Source organism: Blastopirellula sediminis (assembly GCF_020966755.1).
Taxonomy (GTDB): domain Bacteria; phylum Planctomycetota; class Planctomycetia; order Pirellulales; family Pirellulaceae; genus Blastopirellula; species Blastopirellula sediminis.
The window spans coordinates 1,890,833-1,912,546 of the sequence record NZ_JAJKFT010000010.1 but is presented as its reverse complement, the minus strand read 5'-3'; the positions used below and the strand labels follow the sequence as shown (position 1 = coordinate 1,912,546).

18 protein-coding genes are annotated in these 21,714 nt (G+C 59.7%); 16 read left to right on the top strand and 2 right to left on the bottom strand.

Annotation, left to right across the window (positions count from 1 at the left end; genetic code table 11):
• Positions 1–2 precede the first annotated feature (2 nt).
• From LOC68_RS19360 to LOC68_RS19315, 10 genes are all read left to right on the top strand, one after another.
• Complete coding sequence (locus tag LOC68_RS19360; RefSeq protein ID WP_230221797.1) at positions 3–272, top strand: hypothetical protein; 270 nt, start codon at positions 3–5, stop codon at positions 270–272.
• Positions 273–380: 108 nt separating this feature from the next.
• A complete protein-coding gene (locus LOC68_RS19355) occupies positions 381–920 on the top strand; it encodes a nuclear transport factor 2 family protein (RefSeq protein ID WP_230221795.1) in 540 nt (179 codons plus the stop codon).
• Positions 921–1,123: 203 nt separating this feature from the next.
• Positions 1,124–2,668, top strand: coding sequence for a sensor histidine kinase (locus LOC68_RS19350; protein WP_230221793.1), 1,545 nt, complete (start codon positions 1,124–1,126; stop codon positions 2,666–2,668).
• Positions 2,669–4,042 carry a sigma-54-dependent transcriptional regulator gene (locus tag LOC68_RS19345; RefSeq protein ID WP_230221791.1) on the top strand — a complete coding sequence of 458 codons (1,374 nt, stop codon included), beginning with the start codon at positions 2,669–2,671 and terminating at the stop codon, positions 4,040–4,042. It abuts the gene before it with no gap.
• A 370-nt stretch (positions 4,043–4,412) separates the two neighbouring features.
• On the top strand, positions 4,413–5,429 hold the full coding sequence (locus LOC68_RS19340; RefSeq protein WP_230221790.1) for an AAA family ATPase: 1,017 nt from the start codon (positions 4,413–4,415) through the stop codon (positions 5,427–5,429).
• A 112-nt stretch (positions 5,430–5,541) separates the two neighbouring features.
• Positions 5,542–6,417 carry a DUF58 domain-containing protein gene (locus tag LOC68_RS19335; protein ID WP_230221788.1) on the top strand — a complete coding sequence of 292 codons (876 nt, stop codon included), beginning with the start codon at positions 5,542–5,544 and terminating at the stop codon, positions 6,415–6,417.
• Positions 6,414–7,427 (top strand): BatD family protein, encoded by a 1,014-nt coding sequence (locus LOC68_RS19330; RefSeq protein WP_230221786.1) that lies wholly within the window; start codon positions 6,414–6,416, stop codon positions 7,425–7,427. The genes LOC68_RS19335 and LOC68_RS19330 overlap by 4 nt, the downstream gene beginning before the upstream one ends.
• A complete protein-coding gene (locus LOC68_RS19325) occupies positions 7,427–8,506 on the top strand; it encodes a vWA domain-containing protein (RefSeq protein WP_230221784.1) in 1,080 nt (359 codons plus the stop codon). The genes LOC68_RS19330 and LOC68_RS19325 overlap by 1 nt, the downstream gene beginning before the upstream one ends.
• A gap of 8 nt (positions 8,507–8,514) precedes the next feature.
• Positions 8,515–10,623: a VWA domain-containing protein gene (locus LOC68_RS19320; protein ID WP_230221782.1), complete on the top strand. Its 2,109-nt coding sequence runs from the start codon at positions 8,515–8,517 to the stop codon at positions 10,621–10,623.
• 66 nt (positions 10,624–10,689) lie between these two features.
• Complete coding sequence (locus tag LOC68_RS19315; protein WP_230221780.1) at positions 10,690–13,398, top strand: BatD family protein; 2,709 nt, start codon at positions 10,690–10,692, stop codon at positions 13,396–13,398.
• A gap of 7 nt (positions 13,399–13,405) precedes the next feature.
• Here the strand turns inward: LOC68_RS19315 and LOC68_RS19310 are convergent, their stop codons facing one another.
• Positions 13,406–13,852, bottom strand: a complete 447-nt coding sequence (locus tag LOC68_RS19310) for a hypothetical protein (protein ID WP_230221779.1) — start codon at positions 13,850–13,852, stop codon at positions 13,406–13,408.
• A 501-nt stretch (positions 13,853–14,353) separates the two neighbouring features.
• Here LOC68_RS19310 and LOC68_RS19305 point away from each other — a divergent pair.
• From LOC68_RS19305 to LOC68_RS19290, 4 genes are all read left to right on the top strand, one after another.
• Positions 14,354–14,866 (top strand): hypothetical protein, encoded by a 513-nt coding sequence (locus tag LOC68_RS19305; protein WP_230221777.1) that lies wholly within the window; start codon positions 14,354–14,356, stop codon positions 14,864–14,866.
• A 45-nt stretch (positions 14,867–14,911) separates the two neighbouring features.
• Complete coding sequence (locus tag LOC68_RS19300; RefSeq protein ID WP_230221776.1) at positions 14,912–15,475, top strand: hypothetical protein; 564 nt, start codon at positions 14,912–14,914, stop codon at positions 15,473–15,475.
• 56 nt (positions 15,476–15,531) lie between these two features.
• Positions 15,532–16,095 (top strand): flavodoxin, encoded by a 564-nt coding sequence (locus LOC68_RS19295; protein WP_230221774.1) that lies wholly within the window; start codon positions 15,532–15,534, stop codon positions 16,093–16,095.
• Positions 16,096–16,593: 498 nt separating this feature from the next.
• Positions 16,594–18,138, top strand: coding sequence for a cytochrome P450 (locus LOC68_RS19290; RefSeq protein ID WP_230221772.1), 1,545 nt, complete (start codon positions 16,594–16,596; stop codon positions 18,136–18,138).
• A 6-nt stretch (positions 18,139–18,144) separates the two neighbouring features.
• Here the strand turns inward: LOC68_RS19290 and LOC68_RS19285 are convergent, their stop codons facing one another.
• The gene (locus LOC68_RS19285; RefSeq protein WP_230221770.1) at positions 18,145–19,098 is read right to left on the bottom strand and encodes a cation transporter; all 954 of its coding nucleotides are present in this window, start codon (positions 19,096–19,098) and stop codon (positions 18,145–18,147) included.
• 334 nt (positions 19,099–19,432) lie between these two features.
• On the opposite strand from LOC68_RS19285, the gene LOC68_RS19280 reads away from it, so the two are divergent.
• Positions 19,433–20,029 (top strand): sigma-70 family RNA polymerase sigma factor, encoded by a 597-nt coding sequence (locus LOC68_RS19280; protein WP_230225170.1) that lies wholly within the window; start codon positions 19,433–19,435, stop codon positions 20,027–20,029.
• Positions 20,026–21,705 (top strand): FecR domain-containing protein, encoded by a 1,680-nt coding sequence (locus tag LOC68_RS19275; RefSeq protein WP_230221768.1) that lies wholly within the window; start codon positions 20,026–20,028, stop codon positions 21,703–21,705. The genes LOC68_RS19280 and LOC68_RS19275 overlap by 4 nt, the downstream gene beginning before the upstream one ends.
• Positions 21,706–21,714 lie beyond the last annotated feature (9 nt).

The window sequence follows — 21,714 nt, the reverse complement described above, 5'->3', positions numbered from 1 at the left end:
CCATGGGTACGTCGCATGGCGACTTCACCAAGTACCCCCGCACGCCCCATCTGTTTGGGTCGAAGGGGACTGACGACGACAAGCATCTGGGCGAAGCGGAATCGAAGGCGATCATCGCCGACGAGTCGCTCAAACAGATCTTGCAGCAGATCAAAAGCCGGGCTAGCCGTGTTCCAGAAGCGATCATTCGCAAACTGGCCGAACGCTGCGAACCGCCAACCTGGCTCGAGTGCCATCGATTGGAAACGAGCGATGAGGGCGGCGGCGCGTAAGGTTCACGCAAAAAAAGTCCAAAAATGGTTCCACTGCGACCAGCAATGCGATTCAATGAAGGGAAATCAATTGTGGTAAGATCGCCACTGGCAATGGAGCCCCCAACCATGTATCAATTCACTGACGAACAGCAACGGCTAATCGACGTTTGGGAGAAGCACACCGCCGCCGAGTTTCTGCGCAAAGACGCCGACGAAGCGGTCTCGACGAAGACCGACGACGTCATACTGATCCACGTTCCGGTCGGGACCGGCGCGGCCGGCAAAGAGGCGCTACGAAGTTTCTATCGCGACATATTCATTCCCCAATCTCCGCCTGACTTCTCGCTGCAATTGCTCTCGCGCAGCGTTACGAACGATCGCGTTATCGACGAATTCATCGTGAGCTTTACGCACACCGTCCGGATGGATTGGTTCGCCCCAGAAATTGAACCGACCGGCCGGCGATTGGCGGTTCCGCATGTCGGTATCGTCGGCTTCAAGGGAACCTTGATGTGCTCTGAGCATATCTATTGGGATCAAGCGACAGTGCTCATGCAGCTCGGTTTGCTAGAATCGACGCTGCCGGCCCTTGGCGATTCGCAGTGCGATCCCCTTATGGAGAAGTACTCCGTCTTCAACCAGTTGATCGATCGATCCGCCTCTTGATCACGCGTCGACCGTAGGCGTTCGCAACCGAATCCGTTCTCGTCGCTTCGGATGGAGGGAAACCCCATCCAGGCGTACGATTTCGCGGGCAAAACAGGTCGTCCGACCTAAAAAAGTCGCGAAATACCTCAAAGTCGAAAGCCACTTCTTGGCTGGAACGTACGATTAGAAAGCGTAACGCGCGCCTTCCGCGTAATCGGCCGTTGCGAAACGCCGTTCCGGCAAGCTACAACGAACTGCGGCGACCGACTTGGACGTTGATGGCCGTCGAGCGATTTACTCTCCACAAATGCATGAAACTCACCGCGAAAATCGTCGGCATTTTTTTGCTCGGCATCGTCTTGTTGACGGCGATGTTCGGCTACATGACCGCGCAGAGCGAATTTGAGCAATACAAACGGGCTCAGGAAGAGAACGCCGCGTCGCTGGGCAACGAAGTGCGCGAGACGCTGGTCGTCGCTTGGAAAGACGGGGGGCACCAAGGCGCGATCAAGCTGGTCCGCGACTTCGCTAATCGTCACCAGCAGATGATCATTCGCTGGATCCCGACAGAAAATGGCGCAACCAGCGAGTCGGCGCTTCCTCCCCAAAAAGAGCTTGCCGTCGCGACGACGGAGTCGATGACCACGATCATCACGCATGATTCGGCGGGGCACGATCAATACATCATCTACTATCCGGTCGACGTCGAGAACTCGCGAGCAGGCTATGTCGAATTCAACGTCCCGCTTGACGAAGCGGCCGAGTACACGCGTCTGACCACCTATCGCACGGCGCTGGTCATCGGGGCGATGGCGATCTTCGGGCTGGTCATCGTGTTTCTCGGCGTGCGGATGGTCGGGCAGCGGCTCGACAAATTGGTCGCCAAGACGAAGCGAATCGGCGCCGGCGATTTCTCCGAGCCGGTCGAAGTGCGAGGGACCGACGAAATCGCCCAGCTTGGCGCCGCGTTGAATCAGATGAGCGAGACGCTGCAATCGCAACAACAGGAACTTGAAGAAGCTTCGTCCGCCAGATTATCGGCCATGGAACAACTGCGGCATATCGATCGCTTGAAGACGGTGGGACGACTCGCTTCCGGCATCGCACACGAACTGGGAACGCCGCTGAACGTCGTCTCGGGACGCGCCGGCCTGATCGCGTCGCATCGGCTGAGCGCTGACGAAGTGACCGAGAGCGCCCTGGTGATCAAGTCGGAAGCGGATCGAATGGCGGAGATTATTCGCCAGTTGCTCGGCTTCGCACGTCGGCGACCGCCGCATCGGACGATGGTCGACCTGCGCGAGTTGATCGTCAGCGCGATCAACTTGCTGCAACCGATGGCCAATCAGCGTGATGTGGAGTTGGTCACGGCCGACAGCGAATCGCTCTCGACGGCGGTCGATTCGGCGCAGATCCAACAGGTCGTCACCAATCTGATCGTCAATGCGATTCACGCGAGTTCCACCGGCGATGTCGTTCAGGTCTCCCTAAGTCGCCAAGAAGCTTCTCCCCCCGGCGACTCCAACTCGCCAAAACGGGAATACTACTGTATAAGCGTGGAAGACAAGGGAACCGGCATTTGCGCAGAAGCGATGCCCCACCTGTTCGAGCCTTTCTTTACGACCAAGGATGTCGGCGAAGGGACCGGACTCGGACTGTCGGTTTCGTACGGCATTGTCGAAGATCACAACGGCTGGATCGACGTGCAGAGCCAATTGGGCGAAGGAAGCCGATTCACGATCTTTTTGCCTCAGCAGGTTGCATAGATGGAAGCGAACAATTGCGGCCGAGTCTTGATCGTCGACGACGAAGCGAACATGTGCCAACTGCTGGAGACCGATCTCCGTCTCCGCGGTTTCCAGCCAACTTGGCGCACTGCCCCTAACGAAGCGATCCACCTGGTCAAATCGCAAGACTTTGACGTCGTCCTGACCGATCTCCGCATGAAAGGAATGAGCGGTACGGAACTGTGCGAACGGGTAACGGCGAACCGTCCCGACATCCCGGTCATCGTCATGACGGCGTTTGGCAGTCTGGAAACGGCCGTCGCGGCGATTCGCGCCGGAGCGTATGACTTCGTCACCAAGCCGATCGAAATGGAACTGCTCGCGCTGACGTTATCCCGGGCAGTCAAACATCGCGAGCTGCAAGAAAAGGTCAAACTGCTCAGCGAAGAAGTGGCCCAAGGGGGGCACTTTGAAGAGATGGTCGGCAGCAGTCCGGTCATGTCGAAGCTCTACGATCAGATCGCCCGGATCGCGTCGACCGAAGCGTCGGTGCTGGTCTGCGGCGAAAGCGGCACCGGCAAGGAACTGGTCGCGCGGTCGATTCATCGCCGGAGCAATCGTCGCAGCGGTCCCTTCGTCCCGGTCAACTGCGCCGCCCTGCCAGAAACGCTGCTCGAAAGCGAACTGTTTGGCCACGCCAAAGGCGCCTTTACCGACGCCAAGGCGGAGCGTCGCGGTCTCTTTCTGCAAGCCGAAGGAGGGACGCTCTTCCTCGACGAAATTGGCGAACTGCCGCTGGCGATGCAGCCGAAGCTGTTGCGAGCGCTGGAAGAAAGCCGCGTTCGTCCGGTCGGCGGCGATCAGGAAGTGCCGTTCGACGTTCGCCTGATTACCGCCACCAACCGCGATCTGCTGGCCGAAGTCGAAGAAGGACGTTTTCGCGAAGATCTCTTTTATCGCATCAACGTCATTCAGCTCGACTTGCCGCCGCTCCGAGCTCGCGGTACCGATACCTTGTTGCTCGCCCAGCGATTTGTCGAACAAGCCGGCAAACGGTCGCAGCGCGATGTTCTAGGAATCTCGGAACCAGCCGCCGAACGTCTCCTCAACTACTCGTGGCCGGGAAATGTCCGCGAGCTGCGGAATGTGATGGAGCGAGCGGTCGCGCTAACGGCGTTTGAAAAGATCGCGGTCGACGACTTACCCGAAAAGATTCGGGACTATCGCAGCTCGCAAGTCTTCATCGGCGGCGACGACCCGAGCGAACTCGTCTCGATGCAGGAAGTGGAGCGGCGGTATATCCTGCACGTGCTCAATGCGGTCGACAACAACAAGTCGCTCGCCGCCCAGGTCTTGGGACTCGATCGCAAGACCCTCTATCGCAAGCTGAAGCAGTACGGCGTCGACGACTAACGCCGTTCTAACGGCGCCATGTTCTTACCACGTCTTCGTGGGAAGAGCATGTCTTCAATGCGTTTTCCAGATTCTAAGACATGCTCATCCGGCGAAGACGCCGCAAGAGCATGGCACCAGGATTCTTTCTTCATCGTCCCATTTTCTGTTCTCCGTGGGGCATTTTGACGGCGTGGGGCAAAATGCCCCGTCTCTTTCGCCTGAAAACCGCGAAAACCCCTGTTTTCTCGGGCAAAACGCCATTGGCACGCTGGTTGCACTTTAAAGGGAGACCTGACGCGGAACGCTCGCGTCCCCTGTTCCGCGATCTGATTGGACAACTCACGCTGCGGCGTTTTTGACCTGCTCACCACTTTCTTCGAGGCATCCTATGGCGACTGTAAATTCCTCCCAATCCGCTCATGATCGTATCAACGAACTGACGGAAGAAATTAAGATTCGCAGCACTCCGTTTCGCCGCTTGCTCGACGAGATCGGACGGGTCATCGTCGGTCAGCGACAACTGATCCATCGCATGCAGGTCGGTCTGCTTACCAACGGTCACTTGCTGATCGAAGGGGTGCCGGGCTTGGCGAAGACGACCGCCGTCGCCTGTTTGGCGAAAGGGATCAGCACCGGCTTCCAGCGAATCCAATTCACCCCGGACCTGTTGCCGGCCGACTTGATCGGTACGCAGATCTATCGCCCGCAGCAGCAAGACTTCGCCATCCAGAAAGGTCCGATCTTCTCGAACCTGATCTTGGCGGACGAAATCAACCGGGCTCCGGCCAAAGTGCAAAGCGCTCTACTCGAAGCGATGCAGGAACGTCAGGTCACGATCGGTCACCACACCTACAAGCTCGACGAACCGTTCCTGGTGATGGCGACCCAAAACCCGATCGAGCAGGAGGGAACCTATCCGCTGCCGGAAGCCCAAATGGACCGGTTCATGCTCAAGGTTCTGGTCGGTCACCCGACTCGCGAAGAAGAGATCCAGATCCTCGAGCGGATGTCGAAGACCAAGACCTCGATGGAGGTGAACCCGACCCTATCGCCAGCCGAAATCCTGCGTGCTCGCGACCTGATCGACGATATCTACGTCGACGAAAAGGTTCGCGACTACATCGTCGACCTGGTGATGGCGACCCGCGATCCAGGCGCCTTCCGGTTGCCGCTGGCCGATTTGATTCAGTTCGGCGTTTCTCCCCGAGCGACGATCAGCTTGACGCTCGCGGCGAAAGCGAACGCGTTTTTGTGCGGCCGCGGTTACGTCGTCCCTGGCGACGTGAAGGAAATCGCTCCCGACGTGTTACGACATCGTTTGATCGTCACATACGAAGCCGAAGCGGAAGAAAAAACATCTGACGACGTGGTTCGATCGATTCTCGATCACGTCGCGGTCCCGTAGAGCGAAGAGGAAGCTGGCGGCTTGGCTGCCGCGGCGTTCGCTGCAGCCAAGCCCCGGCGACTGTTCGAGTCGTTTTCCGCGTCACCTTCACCAGACCTGTAAGTCACCGCTCATGATCCCTCGCGAAGTATTACAGAAAATCAGGCGAATCCAGATCCGCACGTCGCATCTGGCCGAGAACTTGCTTGCCGGTCAGTACCACTCCGCCTTCAAAGGGCGTGGGGTCGAGTTTGAAGAAGTCCGTCCTTACCGGATCGGCGACGACGTTCGCGCGATCGACTGGAACGTCACCGCTCGCACCGGCGAACCGTTCGTGAAGTTGTTTCGCGAAGAACGCCAACTGACCGTCACCTTGCTGGTCGACTTGAGCGCCTCGCAAGGACTCGGCACCCACTGGCAATCGAAACGCGAACTGGTCGCCGAACTGGGCGCCACGCTCGCCTTCTCCGCCATCCGCAACAACGACAAGGTCGCGTTGACCTTGTTCACCGACGACATCGAAAAAGCGATTCCTCCCCGGAGCGGTTCGCGGCATGTCCTGCGGGTCATCCGTGAACTCCTCTATTGTCAGCCGATGGGACAAGGGACCAACTTGTCGCGGGCCCTGGAGCACCTCAACCACACCGCCAAACGCCGCTCGATCGCGTTCCTCGTCAGCGACTTCCAAGACGCCGACTACGAACGACCGCTGAAGATCGCGCGGCGCAAGCATGACGTGATTCCGATCGTCGTGTCGGACCGTCGCGAGTTTGAATTGCCGAACGTCGGCCTGCTCGACCTGGTCGATTCGGAAACGGGCGAAACGGTCTTGATCGACACCTCGAACCGTCGCCTTCGCCAGCAGTACGCCGATCGCGCCCAAGCGATGGCCGAGCGTCGCGACCAAGTTTTCAAACGTTTAGGAATGGATCCGATCCACGTTTATACCGGGGACGATTTTGCCGATCCCCTGCAAAAGTTCTTTCACCAACGGGAGCGCCGTCGATGATTTTCCCAACTTCGCCTTCGATGCTGTCGGCGATTCGTCGGATCGTCTGCGCCGGATTGCTGCTCGCGCTCTTCAGCACGCATGCCGATGCGGCCGCGATCACGCGAACGTCGACCGACGGCCCCGTCTTGGTGACGGCGACTCTCGAAAATGAGACCGCCCAGATCGCCGAGCCGGTAACGCTCACCTTGAAAGTCGACGTTCCCGAAAACGTCCTGGTCACGCTGCCGCAAGAGCAAGCCAAGCTCGGAACGTTTAACGTCCTTAGCGCAACCGATACCACCGATCTGCCGACCGCCAACGGACGGGAGTGGATCCGCCGTTATCAGCTCGAAAGCCTGACGCCGGGCGAGCAGACGATTCCGCCGATTACGATCGCCTACTCCGATCAACGTGCGGCTTCGCCCACGAGCGACATCGTGCAATCGTCGCCGCTGAGCGTGACGATCACCAGCAGTCTGGAAGGTACGCCGGATCCGCTGCAGTTCCGCGATATCAAGGGAGTCGTCGATCTGCCGGCCGTCGAATCGTCCAGCCACTTCTGGCTGTATGGATCGCTCGGCGGCGGCGCATTATTGGCGCTGGCCGGCGTGGCGCTGCTCGTCTGGCCGAGTCGTTCGTCGCATCTGTCCGCCAAGGATCAGGCGCTCGCCGAACTCGCCGAACTCCGCCGCTCCGACCTGCTGCGAACGGGTCAAACCGACCTGTTCTATGTCCGTCTGACCAACATCGTGCGGCACTTTGTCGAAAGCCAATTTGCGATCGCCGCTCCGAAACTGACGACCGACGAATTCCTGGAACAAGCCGCCACGAGCAGCCGACTGCAGGGTAAACAACGAGCGATGCTTCGCGTGTTCCTGTCGCTGGCCGACCTGGTGAAGTTCGCCCAGTTTGAACCGGGCCACGCCGACGCCGATCAGGCGATCGACCGAGCCGGTCAATTCATTCAACAGTCCGCCGCCGAAAAGCCCAGCGAGACTTCGCCCGCCGTGCCCCAGGAGAACGCCTAATGTTTTACGGACCTTCGGCCTGGTTTCTGCTGCTGCTTTTGCTGGTTCCGCTGATTGCGTGGCGGATGCTGAGCGGCAAACGGAAGTCGGCCCTCCCCTTTAGTTCGACGCACTGGATGGCAGGCCTCGCTCCTAGTTGGAAACAACGATTGCAGTGGGTTCCCACGGCGCTGCGATTCGCGGCGATCATCCTGCTGATCGTCTGCCTGGCTCGTCCGCAGGAAGGACGCAAACATACGGTCGTCGACAGCGAAGGGATCGCCATTGAGATGGTGGTCGATCGCTCCGGCAGCATGCAAGCGATGGACTTTGAAGTCGACGGACAGCCGGTCGATCGCTTGACCGCGGTCAAAGACGTGGTCGGCAAGTTCATCTCCGGCGACGACAAACTTTCGGGCCGCACCTGCGACCTGGTCGGCCTGGTCACTTTCGCCCGTAACGCCGACGGCATTTCGCCGCCGACGCTTGATCATCCCTACATGATCAAGCAGCTCGATCAAACCAAGATCGCAACCGAGCGCAACGAAGATGGAACCGCCATCGGCGACGCCCTCGGCCTGGCGGTCGAAAAGTTGTCGGCCTTGGGCGAGGGAGACCAACAGAAGCTGAAAAGTAAAGTCGTGATCCTGCTGACCGACGGCGAAAACAACGCCGGCGATCTTGATCCGGTCGTCGCCGCCGAGTTGGCCGCGTCGCTGGACGTCAAGGTTTACACGATCGGCGTCGGCACGAAGGGACAAGCTCCCGTGCCGGTCATGGATCCCTTCACCGGTCGCACCACCTTCCAAATGGCTCAGGTCAATATCGACGAAGCGACGCTGAAGTCGATCGCCGATGCGACCGGCGGCCAATACTTCCGAGCGACCGACACCGCTTCGCTCGAAAAGATCTATGACGAGATCGACCAACTCGAAAAGAGCCATGTCGAAGCGAAACACTTTGTCGATTTCCGCGAATTGGCGATCGAACCGATCCATCTCGGCATGTGGGCGTTACCCCCGCTGGCCCTGCTGGCCTTTTGGTTCCTGGTCGTAGAAGTCGTGCTGAGCAATACCGTCTATCGCAAGATTACGGAGTAGAGAAACGAATGGACATTCAAGTCGGAAATCTGTTAAGCCTTTCCTGGTTGTGGCTGGTCGCTGCGGCGGTCGTCGTCCTCGTCATCGCGACGATCGCCCGGCGGCGAGCCCTGGCTCGCTTCGCAACGGCGAATCTGATCCACCGCTTCGCCGCACGCAACGGCTCGCAGCGCCGCTTGCTGAAAAGCTTGCTGGTCGTCGGCGCCATGATCGCGATGGTGCTCGCCCTGGTCGACGTTCGTTGGGGAAAGGTCTGGCGAGAAGTGCCGCAGCGCGGGATCGAAGTGATGTTCGTCCTCGACGTCTCGCGTTCGATGCTGGCCGAAGACGCCACCCCTAGCCGTTTGGCTCGCGCCAAGCAGCAGATCGAAGACATGACCGACGCGATGGCGGGAGACCGAGTCGGGCTGGTCGTCTTCGCCGGCGACGCCCGGCAGATGGTTCCCCTGACCGGTCATCACCACGACTTCAAAAAGACGCTGGCCGAAGTTGGCCCGCAAAACGTCGCCGTCGGCGGATCTCGACTTGGCGACGCGCTGAAAGTCGCCGCCAACGGTTTCCTCGATCAAACCGGCAACCATCAGGCGATCGTCGTCTTTACCGACGGTGAAGACCAGGAAAGCGAACCGACCAAAGTCGCTCAGCGGCTGCATGACGAAAAGGAGATCCGCATCTTCACCGTCGGCCTCGGCGATATGCAGCAAGGCGCCCGGATCCCGGATGAACATACCGCTCGCTCATTCGTCGAGTACCAGGGGGAACAGGTCTGGTCGAAGCTCAACGGCGCGACCCTCAAGCAGGTCGCGCTCAGCGGCGGCGGCGCCTACATTCCTGCCGGCACCAAGCAAGTCGCCATGGATCAGGTCTATCACAACTACGTGCAACAGGTCGAAGCGCATGACTTCGAGACCGCACGCATCCACAGCTACATTCCCCGTTACCAATGGTTCATCGGCTTTGGGCTGATGCTCCTTTTGATCGACGCTTTTCTCCCCGCGTCGACCGGCGCCGTGCTGCCGCTCCGTTCCGCCTTTCGCGCAATCGGCTCGAAGGGAGCGGCGGCCGGGCTGGTCTTGTTGTTGCTCGTCACCAACGTGGCGGCGGCGACTCCTGCAGAAACTTTAGTGCAGGAAGGCAATGACGCTCTCGAAGCTGGCGACGCCGGCAAGGCGCTGACCGCCTATCAAGAAGCGGCGGCGGAAATGCCCGACTCGCCGGAACTCCTCTACAACCAGGCGATCGCCCAATACCGCAGCGGACAAATCGCCCAGGCTCGCGAACTGCTTTCCCGTAGCGTCGCCGAAGGAGATGACGCGCTCCGGGCGAAGGCTCGCTACAACCTCGGCAATTGCGACTACTCCGAAGCGGTCCAACTCGCCCAAAAGGATAAACCGGCCGCGATCGAGCGATTGAACTCCGCCCTGGGTCACTATCGTGGCGCCTTGGCGGCGAACGCCGGCGACACCGACGCCCGGGCCAACGCCCAACTTGCCCAGATGCTGATCGACCAACTGCAACAGGAAGAACAGCAAGACCAACAAAAACAAGATCAGCAGCAGCAACAGGATCAACAACAACAGGATCAACAACAACAGGATCAGCAGCAGCAGGACCAACAACAGCAGGACCAACAACAGCAGGACCAACAACAACAGGACCAACAACAACAGGATCAACAACAACAGGATCAACAACAACAGGATCAACAACAACAGGATCAACAACAACAGGACCAACAACAACAGGACCAACAACAACAGGACCAACAACAACAGGACCAACAACAACAGGATCAACAACAACAGGACCAACAACAGCAGGATCAACAACAGCAGGATCAACAACAGCAGGATCAACAACAGCAGGATCAACAGCAGCAGGATCAACAGCAGCAGGACCAGCAGCAGGACCAGCAGCAGGACCAGCAGCAAGGTCAGGCGAGCGGAGTTCCTCAATTTGGCCATGACGACGCCGGCGAGATGCAGGAGTCACGTCCGATGACCAAGGAAGAAGCTCAAAAGCTGTTGCAGTCGGTCCGTGACCGCGAACTGATGCGACGTCTGCAAAACCAGCACGAAGCGCAACGCCGCTATGTGCCCGTCGACCGAGATTGGTAACGCGAATCGGTAGCTCGCTTCCCCCAACCAGGAAACGCCATGAACCTCTTTCACACGACGAATACGATGAAACCTCGAACTTTCCCGATCGCTCTGCTCGCTTGCCTCGCGATGACGCTTGGCGCCGCAGCGACGCAGGCCAACGCCGCCGATATGCGGGCGACGCTGTCGTCTCGCGAAGCGTACGTCGGCGCCCCGGTCACGCTGCAATTGGAAGTGGCCGACGCCGCATCGCATGACGAGCCCCAGATTGCGGATGTGCCGGGGCTCGACATCCAGATGGCCGGCACGCCGAGCCGCAGCACGCAAACGACGATCATCAACGGTCGCCGCTCGGATCGGACATCGGTCGTCTACGCCTGGCAGATCACGCCGCGGAAAGCCGGCACGTTCGAGATTCCTCCGATCGAGCTGAAGATCGACGGTCAGACCCGATCGACCCGCCCGATCCGCTTCGTCGCGACCAAAAGCGAAACCGGCGACCTGATGTTCGCTGAGATTACCGGCCAACAGAAAGAGATCTACGTCGGTCAGCCGCTGACGTTGACGCTGAACTTGTGGATCAAGCCATACCATGACGCCGACTTCGACCTGACGCTGTCGGAAGAGAACATGTGGCAGTTGATCTCGGCAGGAACCAATTGGGGCGCGTTCAGCGAACGGATGCACGAACTGGCCGAAAATCGCCAACGTCCCGGCGGTACGGAAGTGCTGCGAGAAGACTCGACCGGCGCCGAGCGTTCGTACTATCACTACCAGATCGACGCGACCGTCTACCCGAAACGTCCAGGCCAGATCGAAGCGGACGACCTGCAAATCGTGCTGGACTATCCGACTCGGCTCGCCAAGTCGCGCGATCCGTTTGGGTCGATGTTCGACGACGACTTCTTCGGCGGTCGGTCCCCGTTCGGCAATTTCGGCATGTCGCCGTTCAACCGCAATACGTTGTCGGTCGCCGCGAGTCGTCCGGTCGTCGCTGACGCCAAGGTCGATTCAATCAATGTGAAACCGATTCCTACCGCCGGTCGCCCTGCCGATTACCGCGGCACGGTTGGCCAGTACGAGCTCGTCACTCAGGCGACTCCGACCAGCGTCAAAGCGGGCGATCCGATCACCCTGCACATCGGCATCCGTGGCGATGGCCCAATGGAACTGGTCCAAGCGCCGCCGCTCGCCGCGCTGCCGCAACTGACCGCCAACTTCAAGGTGGCCAACGAACCGCTGGCCGGCATCGTCGAAGATGACGTGAAGTTGTTCACCACGACGATTCGTCCGCGCCGCGAAGGGATCACCGAGATCCCCGCGATTCCCCTTTCCTACTTCAATCCGACGACCGAAAAGTTCGTGACCGTCGAAAGCGCGCCGATCTCGATCCATGTTGATCCGGCGGAACGCCTGGCGCTGGACGCGATTATCGGCAACGCCAATGGCAACCCATCACAGCAGGACGAGGGCGCTTCGGCGTCGACGTTCGATCTTTCGAACTACCGCGGCGTCGACGCCCTGGTTTCTGCTCGCGATACTTCCCCCTGGACGTGGCTGGTCGTGGCGATCCTCCCGCCGCTCGCCTTCGCCGCCTTCTGGGGGCTGAAACGACGACAATCGGGCAACGACGCCAGTACCGAAACGATCCGGGCGGCCCGTCATGCGATCGAACATGCCGATTCGGCCGCCGGCATCGCCGCGGCGCTGCATCACCTCAACGCCGGGTCGCACTCGGAACAGTTTGACGCTTTGCTGGCTCGCTGCGACCACGCTGCTTATAGCGGCGCCCAATTGGAACAATTGCCGGAACTGAAACGTCAGGCGCTTGGCCTGCTCGACAAATGGTCGGCCATTTCGGCCCAATCGCCGCAAATGCCGACAACTACGATCCTCGGTGGACGTCGCAAGCTCGCCATCGCCTGCTTGGCGTTGGCGGCTGCGGCCGTTGCTCTGCCGGCGTCGCTCCACTTCCTGAAGAGCGAAACGCACGTGGCTGGCGGCAGCCTCGACGCGCTCAAGGTTGAGCATGCCCCCATGCTCACTCCGCAGCAGCGGGAAACGATCCTGTCCGAAGCGAATCGCGCGTACCAGAACGCCATGAAGACCTCTTCGGAAGACGCCGCCGCGGCGAAGGAAAACCTCGCGAAGGCGGCGACCAAATATGGGCAGCTGGTCGACGACGGCGTTCACAGCCCCGAGCTGTACGTCAACCTGGCGAACGCCCAGCTGCAATTGGGATCGACCGGCAAAGCGATCGCCAACTACGATCGGGCCCTGGCGATCGATGGGTCGAACCACCAGGCTCGCCAAAACTTGGCGGCCGCCAAAGCGGCGATCGCTCCATCCCCCAGTGCCGAAGATGCGTCGACCTCGCTCAGCGCGATGCTCTCCGGCGCCGTCGAACGCGTTCAAGCCATCCTCAATCCGACCACCGCGACCACCTTGTGCGTGACGGCCTGGATCGCGCTCTGGCTGATCGTTCTCGGCGCCATGGTTCGCCCGAACCTGATCTGGACGGCGGCGGCGGTTCCGACGATTTTCCTGCTGCTGGTCGGCTTCGCCGCTTCCAACATTCATGGACTGGCCGTCGAGTCTCCGCACGCGATCGTCGCCGCTCCGGCCGCGACCCTTCGTCAGGCGCCCGGCGATCAATTCCCGCAGGTTTCGTCGGCCCCGCTGAGCGAAGGGGAAACGCTGGAAGTCTTGAAGGCGGACGGCGACTGGTTGCAAATCCGGACGCCGAGCGGAACGACCGGCTGGATCGCCCATCCCGAAGTGGAGGTTCTGTAAACGACGCTCACTCGGTCGTCGACGATCGTTTCTGTCTCGCGAGCTTCTCTTCGAGATCGAAGGGGGGCAACGGAGGAAACGTCGTGGAGGAAACCGGCGAACGGTCAGTCCAGTCTTGGGCCTGACTGAATTCAGTCAGCCGACGAAAGTCGGCCTGCACCTCACGCGTTTCCCCCAAGTAACGCTGGACCGCCGCGCTGGCGCCATAGCTGGAGCTGGCGGAAACCTTGTCCGGATACTGCGCCGCCTTCGCCACCCAACAGGCGACGGCGGCCGTCATCGCCGGCAAAGCGTCGTCTAAGTCCTGTAAGATCTCATGAGCGGCGTCGGCCAGTTTGGACGCGTCGCTCAGATCATCACTGGGAACCCCGTATTCGCAGCTCATCTCGGCCTCAGAAATGGCCCAAGCGACGATCGCGCGCAATTCGCTGGAGGCGCCGGGATGGGCGTGCATCGCTCGCTCCAAGCGCCGAGCGCAACGGGCGGCGAACGCCACGCGGGCCCATTTGGGAAGGTTACGCAGATCGGATTCTGTGGGATAGCTGATTGCCATAGTTCGTCTCCGTGTCTCCTCCAAAAGCAAAGGACATGCCGGAGCGACGGTTTCTCTCCCCCATTTCTTGACGTCTCCTCGGGACATGATCGAACTTCAGATTGCGGCCGATGTTGCGACAACGGCCTGGCGAACTCCCCCGCGACGCAACTTCTTTTCTGACGCCGAAGTTGTAAAGATCGAGCATGTCGCTTGTCGCACGACGGTTGTTTGATTCGAGAAAACATGACACACGCCTCAAGCGCCGCCGACGTGTAAATCTGCGGCACAAGCAGGAACTCTCGCCGCGACGCTATGAAAAGCTGGTCGTGGCACAGCGGTTGCTTAGTTGGAACCCGCCAGGCGATTGGCACGTGAATTCGACCGCGTCGCCAAGCCTGCCTGAAAGAGGACCAACCAACCGTGAAAGTCGCCGATCTACTGAGCGAAGTCGCCGTGCCGGACGATGCTGCGCCGGAGTTTCGGCAGCTATTGGATCAAGAGCTCGACGTTTTCACCAATTGGGGAAGAGCGGAACAACTGCTGCGCGACGCACAACAGGCGATGCCCGACCAGCTGGAGATCGGCGTGGCGCTGTACAAGATGTACGCCTACGCCGATCGTTTTACCGAAGCGGCCGACCAGATCGGCGTCGTGCTGCGCAAAGCGGCCGAGCGAATCGGTTGCGACGCCGACTGGCGAAACATCGCGCCAGACGCCGCTTGCTTCGCCCAAGTTTCCGGCCCGGCCAGATTGTATCTCTACAGTCTGAAAGCGGCCGGCTTCGTGTTTCTTCGCCAAGGGGAAATCGAGAGCGCGCTGGAGGTTCTCGCCAAACTGGAACAACTCGATCCGACCGATGAAGTCGGCGGCAGCGTCGTTCGCGAAATCGCCAATAGCGTCGCCGATCTCGAAGCGGCTCACGACATCCACTGATTTTACAAGACACCAACCATTCCGCATTACGCAGGAGACTCGCTCATGCTGTTCGACGACTATGCCAAGTCGGGTCGGCTCTCCAACCTCAACTTCGCCGCTCCTGCTTCGAAGGAAGGCCAGTTCGTCTATCGTGGCGACTGGGCGATTCGCGGGGACTTCGATAAACCGCTCCGCGATCGTCGCCCCCCCAGCGAAACGCTGACGCAAGCGGTCGCCGTCAGCGACGGCGAGAAGCTCTTCTTCCTGTCGGGCGCCTTCACCGAAATTGAGCTGCTGAAAGAGCTGACCGAGATCGACGCCGAGTTGATCAACGAAAATACGTTGGGCGTGATTTTCGCTCGCGACATCGGCACGCCGCAAACAGTCATCATCGGCGGCGCCACGTTCCAGCTGCTGCCGTACGCCGACACGATGGTCTGGAACGAACTGCTCGATTTGCTCTACCTCGAAAAGGAAGACCTGAAGGGGCTCTCGCGCGAAGACAAGGTGATCCTGGTCTGGGAAACGGCGAAGAAGCACAACTTCAAGTCGACCGAACTAACCTGGGAGCAGGTCCTGGAGTCACGGATCGAGCCGGAAGCGATTGATCGCGTCGGGGCGATCTAGTTGTCGATCACACTCGATCGCAACCGCTTATTCCTCTATTTGCGAGGGCAGGAACGATGAACAAGGTAGGACTCTTCTTCGGCACCGACTCCGGCACGACCCGGCTGATCGGCAAGAAGATCGCCAAGCTGCTGGGCGCCGATCTCGTCGACAAACCGCTCAACATCAACCGGGCGACGATCGACGATCTGCTGCAGTACGACGTGTTGATTCTCGGCACCGCCACTTACGGCGCCGGTGAGCTCCCCGGCGTCGCCAACAACGCCAAAGATGGCAGCTGGATCGAGTTCCTACCGCAACTGGCCGGCGCCGACTTCACCGGCAAAACGGTCGCCCTCTACGGACTTGGCGATCAAGAGAAATATGGCGATCGCTTCGTCAACGGCATGGCCAAGCTCTATCGCATCTTCAAAGACTTGGGAGCGACCATCGTCGGCGAGTGGAGCGCCGAAGGATATACGTTCACTGGCTCCGACGCGGTGCTCGACGGCAAGTTCGTCGGCCTAGCGATCGACAACAATTCTCAGGGAATGCTGACCGACGCGCGTTTGAGCGAATGGACCGCGGCAGTGAAACCGCAACTGGAAGCGGCGCTCACCGCGTCGAGCCAGGTTGGCTAGACCACGAAGCTCGGCAACAATAACTTCTGCTCGGCCCGGGTATGCGTCGGCGGATCCTAAAGGTCGTGCTCGGCCCATAGCGTTTCCTCGACCGGCGAACGCTCCGTAAATCCGGTGCAACGCCCCCCACCATAGACGCGATAGCGGATCAGCCCCATGCTGGTCGTCAGCAGTTCGTCGTCTTCTCCCGCAGCAAGCTCCTACGGCTGCACGATCTCGCTCGCGTCCTGAGCGCCAACTGGCACCATCTCGACCGCCACTGGGCGATTTTTTCCTACTCTGGAAAGCGAATCGCGTCATCGAGAAAAGACATGGAGATCGCTGGCACTTTGCTAGTTTGGAGAAGACGCAGAATTTTTTTCTACGGAATCTACCCCATCTCCCTCTCGTTTCCGCGATCATTGAATAGCCTCTTTCGCCAAGTGACAATAGATTCTCCGGTGCAGGCCGGAACTCGCTTCGTTTTTTCCTAAAGCAAAGCAAACTCGAACATCCTCGATGGCCAACAATCCTTTCGGCGGCGACTGCCAACCAACGCGAGTTCCCATTTGCTGGGCGCCGGGGCGACGAACCCTCCCCTTCCCGCATCCTTGGAATTTCCAGCGGCCGATCGAAATTCTGGAAACCTATTTCTGGCGAGCCGACGAAGAGGAGGGTCCTGGCCGACACAATCGCTACCTCAAAGTTCCCGGCTTCGATCCGGTGCTGGTCACCCGCGACCCTGGCGTCATCCGCGCAATCCTGACCGCCACCGGCGATCGCGAAGGACAATTTGACCGCGACACGTTGCCCTCAACCGGCATCGCCCGCGCGACCGGCGAGGATACGCTGCTGTTCGGCAACGGCGTGATGTGGCGGCGTCAACGCAAAGTCTCGGCCGCCCCGTTCGGCAAGACCGCCCTCTTCCAGATCGACATCTTCCAAGGTTTCTGCGACACGCTCCGCAAGACCATACGCGAGCGACTCGTGCTGCTGAGAAAACATCTGGCCGAAACGAATTCGCATCAGTTGCAGATCGCGCTTGAGCCCGAAATCAAAACGCTGATGCTCGAGATGCTGGTCACTTGCTTCTTCGGCGCGTCGATTGATTATCAGGAGCTGCGCGACTATTACGTCCCGGCGCTGGAACGGGTAATCGATCACATTGTGCAAGATACGGTCACCAACCGGTTCGGCATATCGCGCGAGATGCTCGCCAAAGTCAGTCGCCGCTACGATCAGGCCAATCGCGACTTCGCCGCGTTTGAAAGTCTGACCGATCGCGTTCTGGCCGCTCGCGCCACTGGCGGTGGATTGTGGGACAAGCTGAAAACCGACGCTCCGGACGAAGCGCTCCGCAGCAACATCAAGGTCTTTCTTGCTGGCGCGCTAGAAGCGACCACCTCCTACGCGACCTGGGCGATCTCTCACCTGGCCAGAGACGAAGCGTGGCAAGAGGAAGTCTTCCGCGAAGTCGGGCCGATCGCGCATTTCACCCCTGATAACCTGGCGGCGGCGAGCAAGTTGAACGCAGCGCTCGAAGAAACGCTGCGGCTGACTCCCTCGCTTTATTTTCTCCCCCGCAAAGCGACGGCGACGACGCGGATTGAAACGGCGGACGGCCGCGTGATGGAGATTCCGAAAGGGACGCACATTCTGCTCGACGTTTGGCACGCCAATCGACACGCCGATCATTGGGGAGAAGCGGCAACCGGGTACCCTGCCGACGTCTTCGCTCCGCAGCGTTGGGAAACCTTGGCCGCAGACAAGTCGCGCTCCAAGGAATATCTTCACTTCGGTTTCGGCCACGGCTCGCGCGTCTGTCCCGGCAAACATTTGGGGCAGTTGGAAGTCGCGCTTGTCGTTGGCGTCTTCGTGAAGCTATTCCGCTTCCATGCCGTGAATGCGAACAACCCTGCCAAGGCGGGCGTCTCGACCAAACCGGCCGACGGAACGCTCGTAACGCTTGAGCCGCGCGAGCCCTCCGCCGGGATGACGCCCGAAAGTTCCGAGTCGTCGGCAAGCGACGAAACGTTGGCGAAAGACGAAGTCTCGCGGAAGTAGCGCAAATCAGCCCTGCGGCTGCGGCGCTTCGTAAGGCGGATTCGCCGTGATGATCACTTCCGTTTTGACGATGCCAATCGCTTCCTGACATTCGGACATCAGTTTTTCGCGAAATGCGTCAACTTCTTCGGCGGTAACCGACGTCTTTGGCTTGAGATAGGCGATCACGAAATAGCTGCGTCCCAGCTTCGTCGTCGAGACCGTCAGAACATCGACCTCTTGCCCTTTTGCGGTCTCTTCCGCGATCGATCGCGCTTTCGCACAAACGTCTTCCGGCGCCATGCCGCCAGCCACCTCGTGCAGCGAACTCAAAAAGATTCGCAGCGGTTGGCCAACGATGAATCCGCACATGATGAGCACGACGATCGAATCGGAAACCGGCACGATGAATTCCAGCGGAGTTCCTCGCAACAGCGCGGCGCCGACCAGACCTCCCCCTGCTCCGGCGCTGATGATTCCGTCAACGACCGCCGCTTTCATTTCGGTCTGGAGCAACTCGCTGCGACTGCCGGTAAGTTTCCAATTTTTATAGTGCCAGGCCGCCAGACCGAAGCAGATCGCCACCATCGCCACCATGTAGATGACGATCGGTCCGAAGTTCAAGGCCGCAACTTCGCCCCCGCCGGCGTAGCGGATGATCTTTGCAATCGCGCCAAAGATGGCGAAGGAGATGATTCCGAGCAGCACTAGCGAGCGATACTTCACGTAGATCGCTTCGTACGCGTCATAGCCAAACGGATAGCGCGCGTCAGGCGGAGCCAGTAGCGACTGGCTAATCCGCGCAGCGATGATCGCCGAGAAGAAGTTCACGCCGGAATACAAACCATCCACCAGCAAGGCGTCGGAATGCGACGCATAAGCGGCCACGACCCCGGCAACGGCCATGAACAGATTCGCCCACTTGCCGGTTTCCAGCGATTGTCGTTCGATCGTCGATGCCCCGTTTGCGTCAGTCGTCACAAGATGCTCGTCGCTCGCAAGGAGTAGCCGTTGGGTCAGTTCCTACAGTCTAGGTTTCGCTCCCACTCAGGCAGCGCGAATCAGGCGCCCCAAGTAACCGGCGGCAATTGCTTCGCCTACGAACCTTGCGCGTTTTGCGAAGCAGCGACGTATTCGACGCAAAGGGCTTGGCTAGAGGATAATGAAAGAAGGAGGGCAAGAACGCCCCCTTTCGATCCGCTAAAAAGAGCCCGAGAGGCTGCAAAGTGCAATACAAATCAATTATTTGCGCCTTAACGGCAAACTTTCTAACACACCAGGGTAACCTGGGTCCTACAAGTGCCATTGGGTTGTGATGACGACTCCTGCCAACTTCGACAATTCGACCCTGGAAGCGGCGATTCAGCGTACCCGGGAAGGAAACACCGATTCCTTCGTGCTGGTCGTTCGCCAATTCGAAGCCCCGCTCCGTGCGTGGCTCGCCAGCCATGCGCCTCCAGGAATCGACGTCGACGAAATCGCGCAGCGGACGTTCGTCGCCGCTTTTACTCGCTTGGACGATTACGAACCTGGCACACGATTCGACGCGTGGCTGTTCGCGATCGCCCGGTATCAGTTGAAGACCGAGTTTACCCGCTTGCGTCGCCTGGCCGACTATCACGCACGTTACGCCCCTGACCTATTGCAGCGCGAATTGCAAAAGCGCGGCGAAGAGCCGCCGGAACTGTTTGCGACGCGGCTTGATCATCTACAGGCCTGCGTCGACTCGCTGGCCGAACATTTACGTCGCTTCGTCTCATGGCGTTACGACGAAGAAATCCCGCTCGAAGAAATGGCCGCTCGCAGCGGTCGCTCGGTCGCGGCCGTCAAAAAGCAGCTGTGGCAGATTCGACAAAAACTTCAGCAATGTATTGAAGCTCGTATGATGAACGCCGAAGGGGGCGCAACATGAACGTTCCCGAACGATTTTCTGAACTGTGGACCGATTACCTCGAAGGGGAATTGGACGAAGCCGGAATGGCGGAGCTGCGTGACATGCTCGCCGCCGACGAGAGCTTGCTGCAGTTGGCCGCCGACATGTATCAGACGCACCGCTTGCTCGGTTTGGCGGTCGCCGAAGTCCCTTCGCGACAAGACCAGTTCGTTGAAGAGGTCATGTCCCGGCTGCCAGAAGATTCGCAATCGTTCGTCAGCGGCGTAATGGCCGACGTTGGACGTCTCGCCACCGCTTCGGTTCAAAAGAAAGAGGCCGCTCCTCCCGCCCGTTCCCAACGGCGCTCGGCGATGTACTTTGTCGTTGCGCTCTCGCTCCTCGCGGTCGTTTCCTACGGCGTCTGGACGACCATGCGGTCTGACGTCGCCCAGTCGACGACGGAAGAATCGCTAGACGGCAAAGTTCGCTTTACCAGCATGGCTCGCGCCAAATTCTTTGGCGAACTGGCGCCGCCGGCTCGCTCGGTCCTGACGCCGCTCCGCGAATATGTGCTGATGAGCGGCCTGGTGAAGATCAAGTTCCCGGCCGGAGCGACGGCGATCGTCGAAGGACCGGCCGTCTTCCGCGTTCTATCCGACGAATGTCTGGCCCTCGATATTGGCCGCTGTAGCGTTCACGCTCCCGATGGCGCCGAAGGCTTTCGGGTCGAAACGCCGGTGACGCATGTCGTCGATCGCGGCACGCGCTTTACCGTCAACGTCTCCGAAATGAGCGAAACGGAAGTTCAAGTGATCGAAGGCGCCGCCGACGTTTACGAAGCGAACCCGACCGCCAAGCCGGCCCGCGACGAAATCCGCCTGACCGATGGCAAGGCGCTGAAGCTCGCCAAGGGGCGCGTCTTCGCCGCCAACGACATTCCGTTCGACGCGAGCACCTATCGCCGCGGACTCCCTGATCGCATCGTTTCGTACAAAGCGACGAAAGCGGCCGACGGCGGAGCCGAGGATTTGATCAGCGTGACCGTGCAGCGTGACGGCCGGATCCGCGAAATCCTGGTCGAAGATCTTATTCCGTCGCACGTGACGGCGTTCAAAGCCGTTTCGACCGGCGCTTATCTCTGCGGTAAAGAGACGCTGCCCAGCCCGCGTATCGAAACCTCTTCGGACTGCAGTCTCGTCACCGGCGTGATCAATCCTGGCGGCAGCGTCGAGCCTCTTACTTCCGATCCTGTACTATCGGGCGAGTCGGCCACGCCCGGCTTGGCGATCCAATTCGATCAACCGATCGTGAATGGCCCCGGCCCCGACGTCGTCTTCTTTGATCTGCAAACGTTCTCGAATCCTCCCGACGGGGACGCGTTTCACATCAGCCCGCTGAAGTTTCATGATGGCCTGAAGTCGCACACCATCCGGGTCTACGACCTGACGATGGAGTCGGCCAGCGTCTGCAACTTGACCGACTTTTACGTCCATATGTATGGCCAACCGGCAGCGTCGCTCGCCGAACTCGAGTCGTTGGAAGCGACGCCGATCAAACAAGGAATTCGTTTTCGCGGATTGGCGGTCGGCATCGATCTGTCCGATCTCGGCTACGCTCCCGGCGAAAAGGTCGAAGGCTTGTTTTTCCAAGACGCCATGGACGATGGACACTACGTCGATCCGGTTTATGTCGGCGGCCTCCCGGCCATTCGGTAACGTTCCCTC

Coding starts and splice junctions, on each gene's coding strand:
- LOC68_RS19295 (WP_230221774.1), top strand. CDS start 15,532: ATGAACAAGGTAGGACTCTTCTTCGGCACCGACTCCGGCACGACCCGG.
- LOC68_RS19335 (WP_230221788.1), top strand. CDS start 5,542: ATGATCCCTCGCGAAGTATTACAGAAAATCAGGCGAATCCAGATCCGC.
- LOC68_RS19325 (WP_230221784.1), top strand. CDS start 7,427: ATGTTTTACGGACCTTCGGCCTGGTTTCTGCTGCTGCTTTTGCTGGTT.
- LOC68_RS19315 (WP_230221780.1), top strand. CDS start 10,690: ATGAAACCTCGAACTTTCCCGATCGCTCTGCTCGCTTGCCTCGCGATG.
- LOC68_RS19290 (WP_230221772.1), top strand. CDS start 16,594: ATGGCCAACAATCCTTTCGGCGGCGACTGCCAACCAACGCGAGTTCCC.
- LOC68_RS19330 (WP_230221786.1), top strand. CDS start 6,414: ATGATTTTCCCAACTTCGCCTTCGATGCTGTCGGCGATTCGTCGGATC.
- LOC68_RS19280 (WP_230225170.1), top strand. CDS start 19,433: ATGACGACTCCTGCCAACTTCGACAATTCGACCCTGGAAGCGGCGATT.
- LOC68_RS19355 (WP_230221795.1), top strand. CDS start 381: ATGTATCAATTCACTGACGAACAGCAACGGCTAATCGACGTTTGGGAG.
- LOC68_RS19345 (WP_230221791.1), top strand. CDS start 2,669: ATGGAAGCGAACAATTGCGGCCGAGTCTTGATCGTCGACGACGAAGCG.
- LOC68_RS19320 (WP_230221782.1), top strand. CDS start 8,515: ATGGACATTCAAGTCGGAAATCTGTTAAGCCTTTCCTGGTTGTGGCTG.
- LOC68_RS19360 (WP_230221797.1), top strand. CDS start 3: ATGGGTACGTCGCATGGCGACTTCACCAAGTACCCCCGCACGCCCCAT.
- LOC68_RS19340 (WP_230221790.1), top strand. CDS start 4,413: ATGGCGACTGTAAATTCCTCCCAATCCGCTCATGATCGTATCAACGAA.
- LOC68_RS19300 (WP_230221776.1), top strand. CDS start 14,912: ATGCTGTTCGACGACTATGCCAAGTCGGGTCGGCTCTCCAACCTCAAC.
- LOC68_RS19275 (WP_230221768.1), top strand. CDS start 20,026: ATGAACGTTCCCGAACGATTTTCTGAACTGTGGACCGATTACCTCGAA.
- LOC68_RS19310 (WP_230221779.1), bottom strand. CDS start 13,852: ATGCACGCCCATCCCGGCGCCTCCAGCGAATTGCGCGCGATCGTCGCT.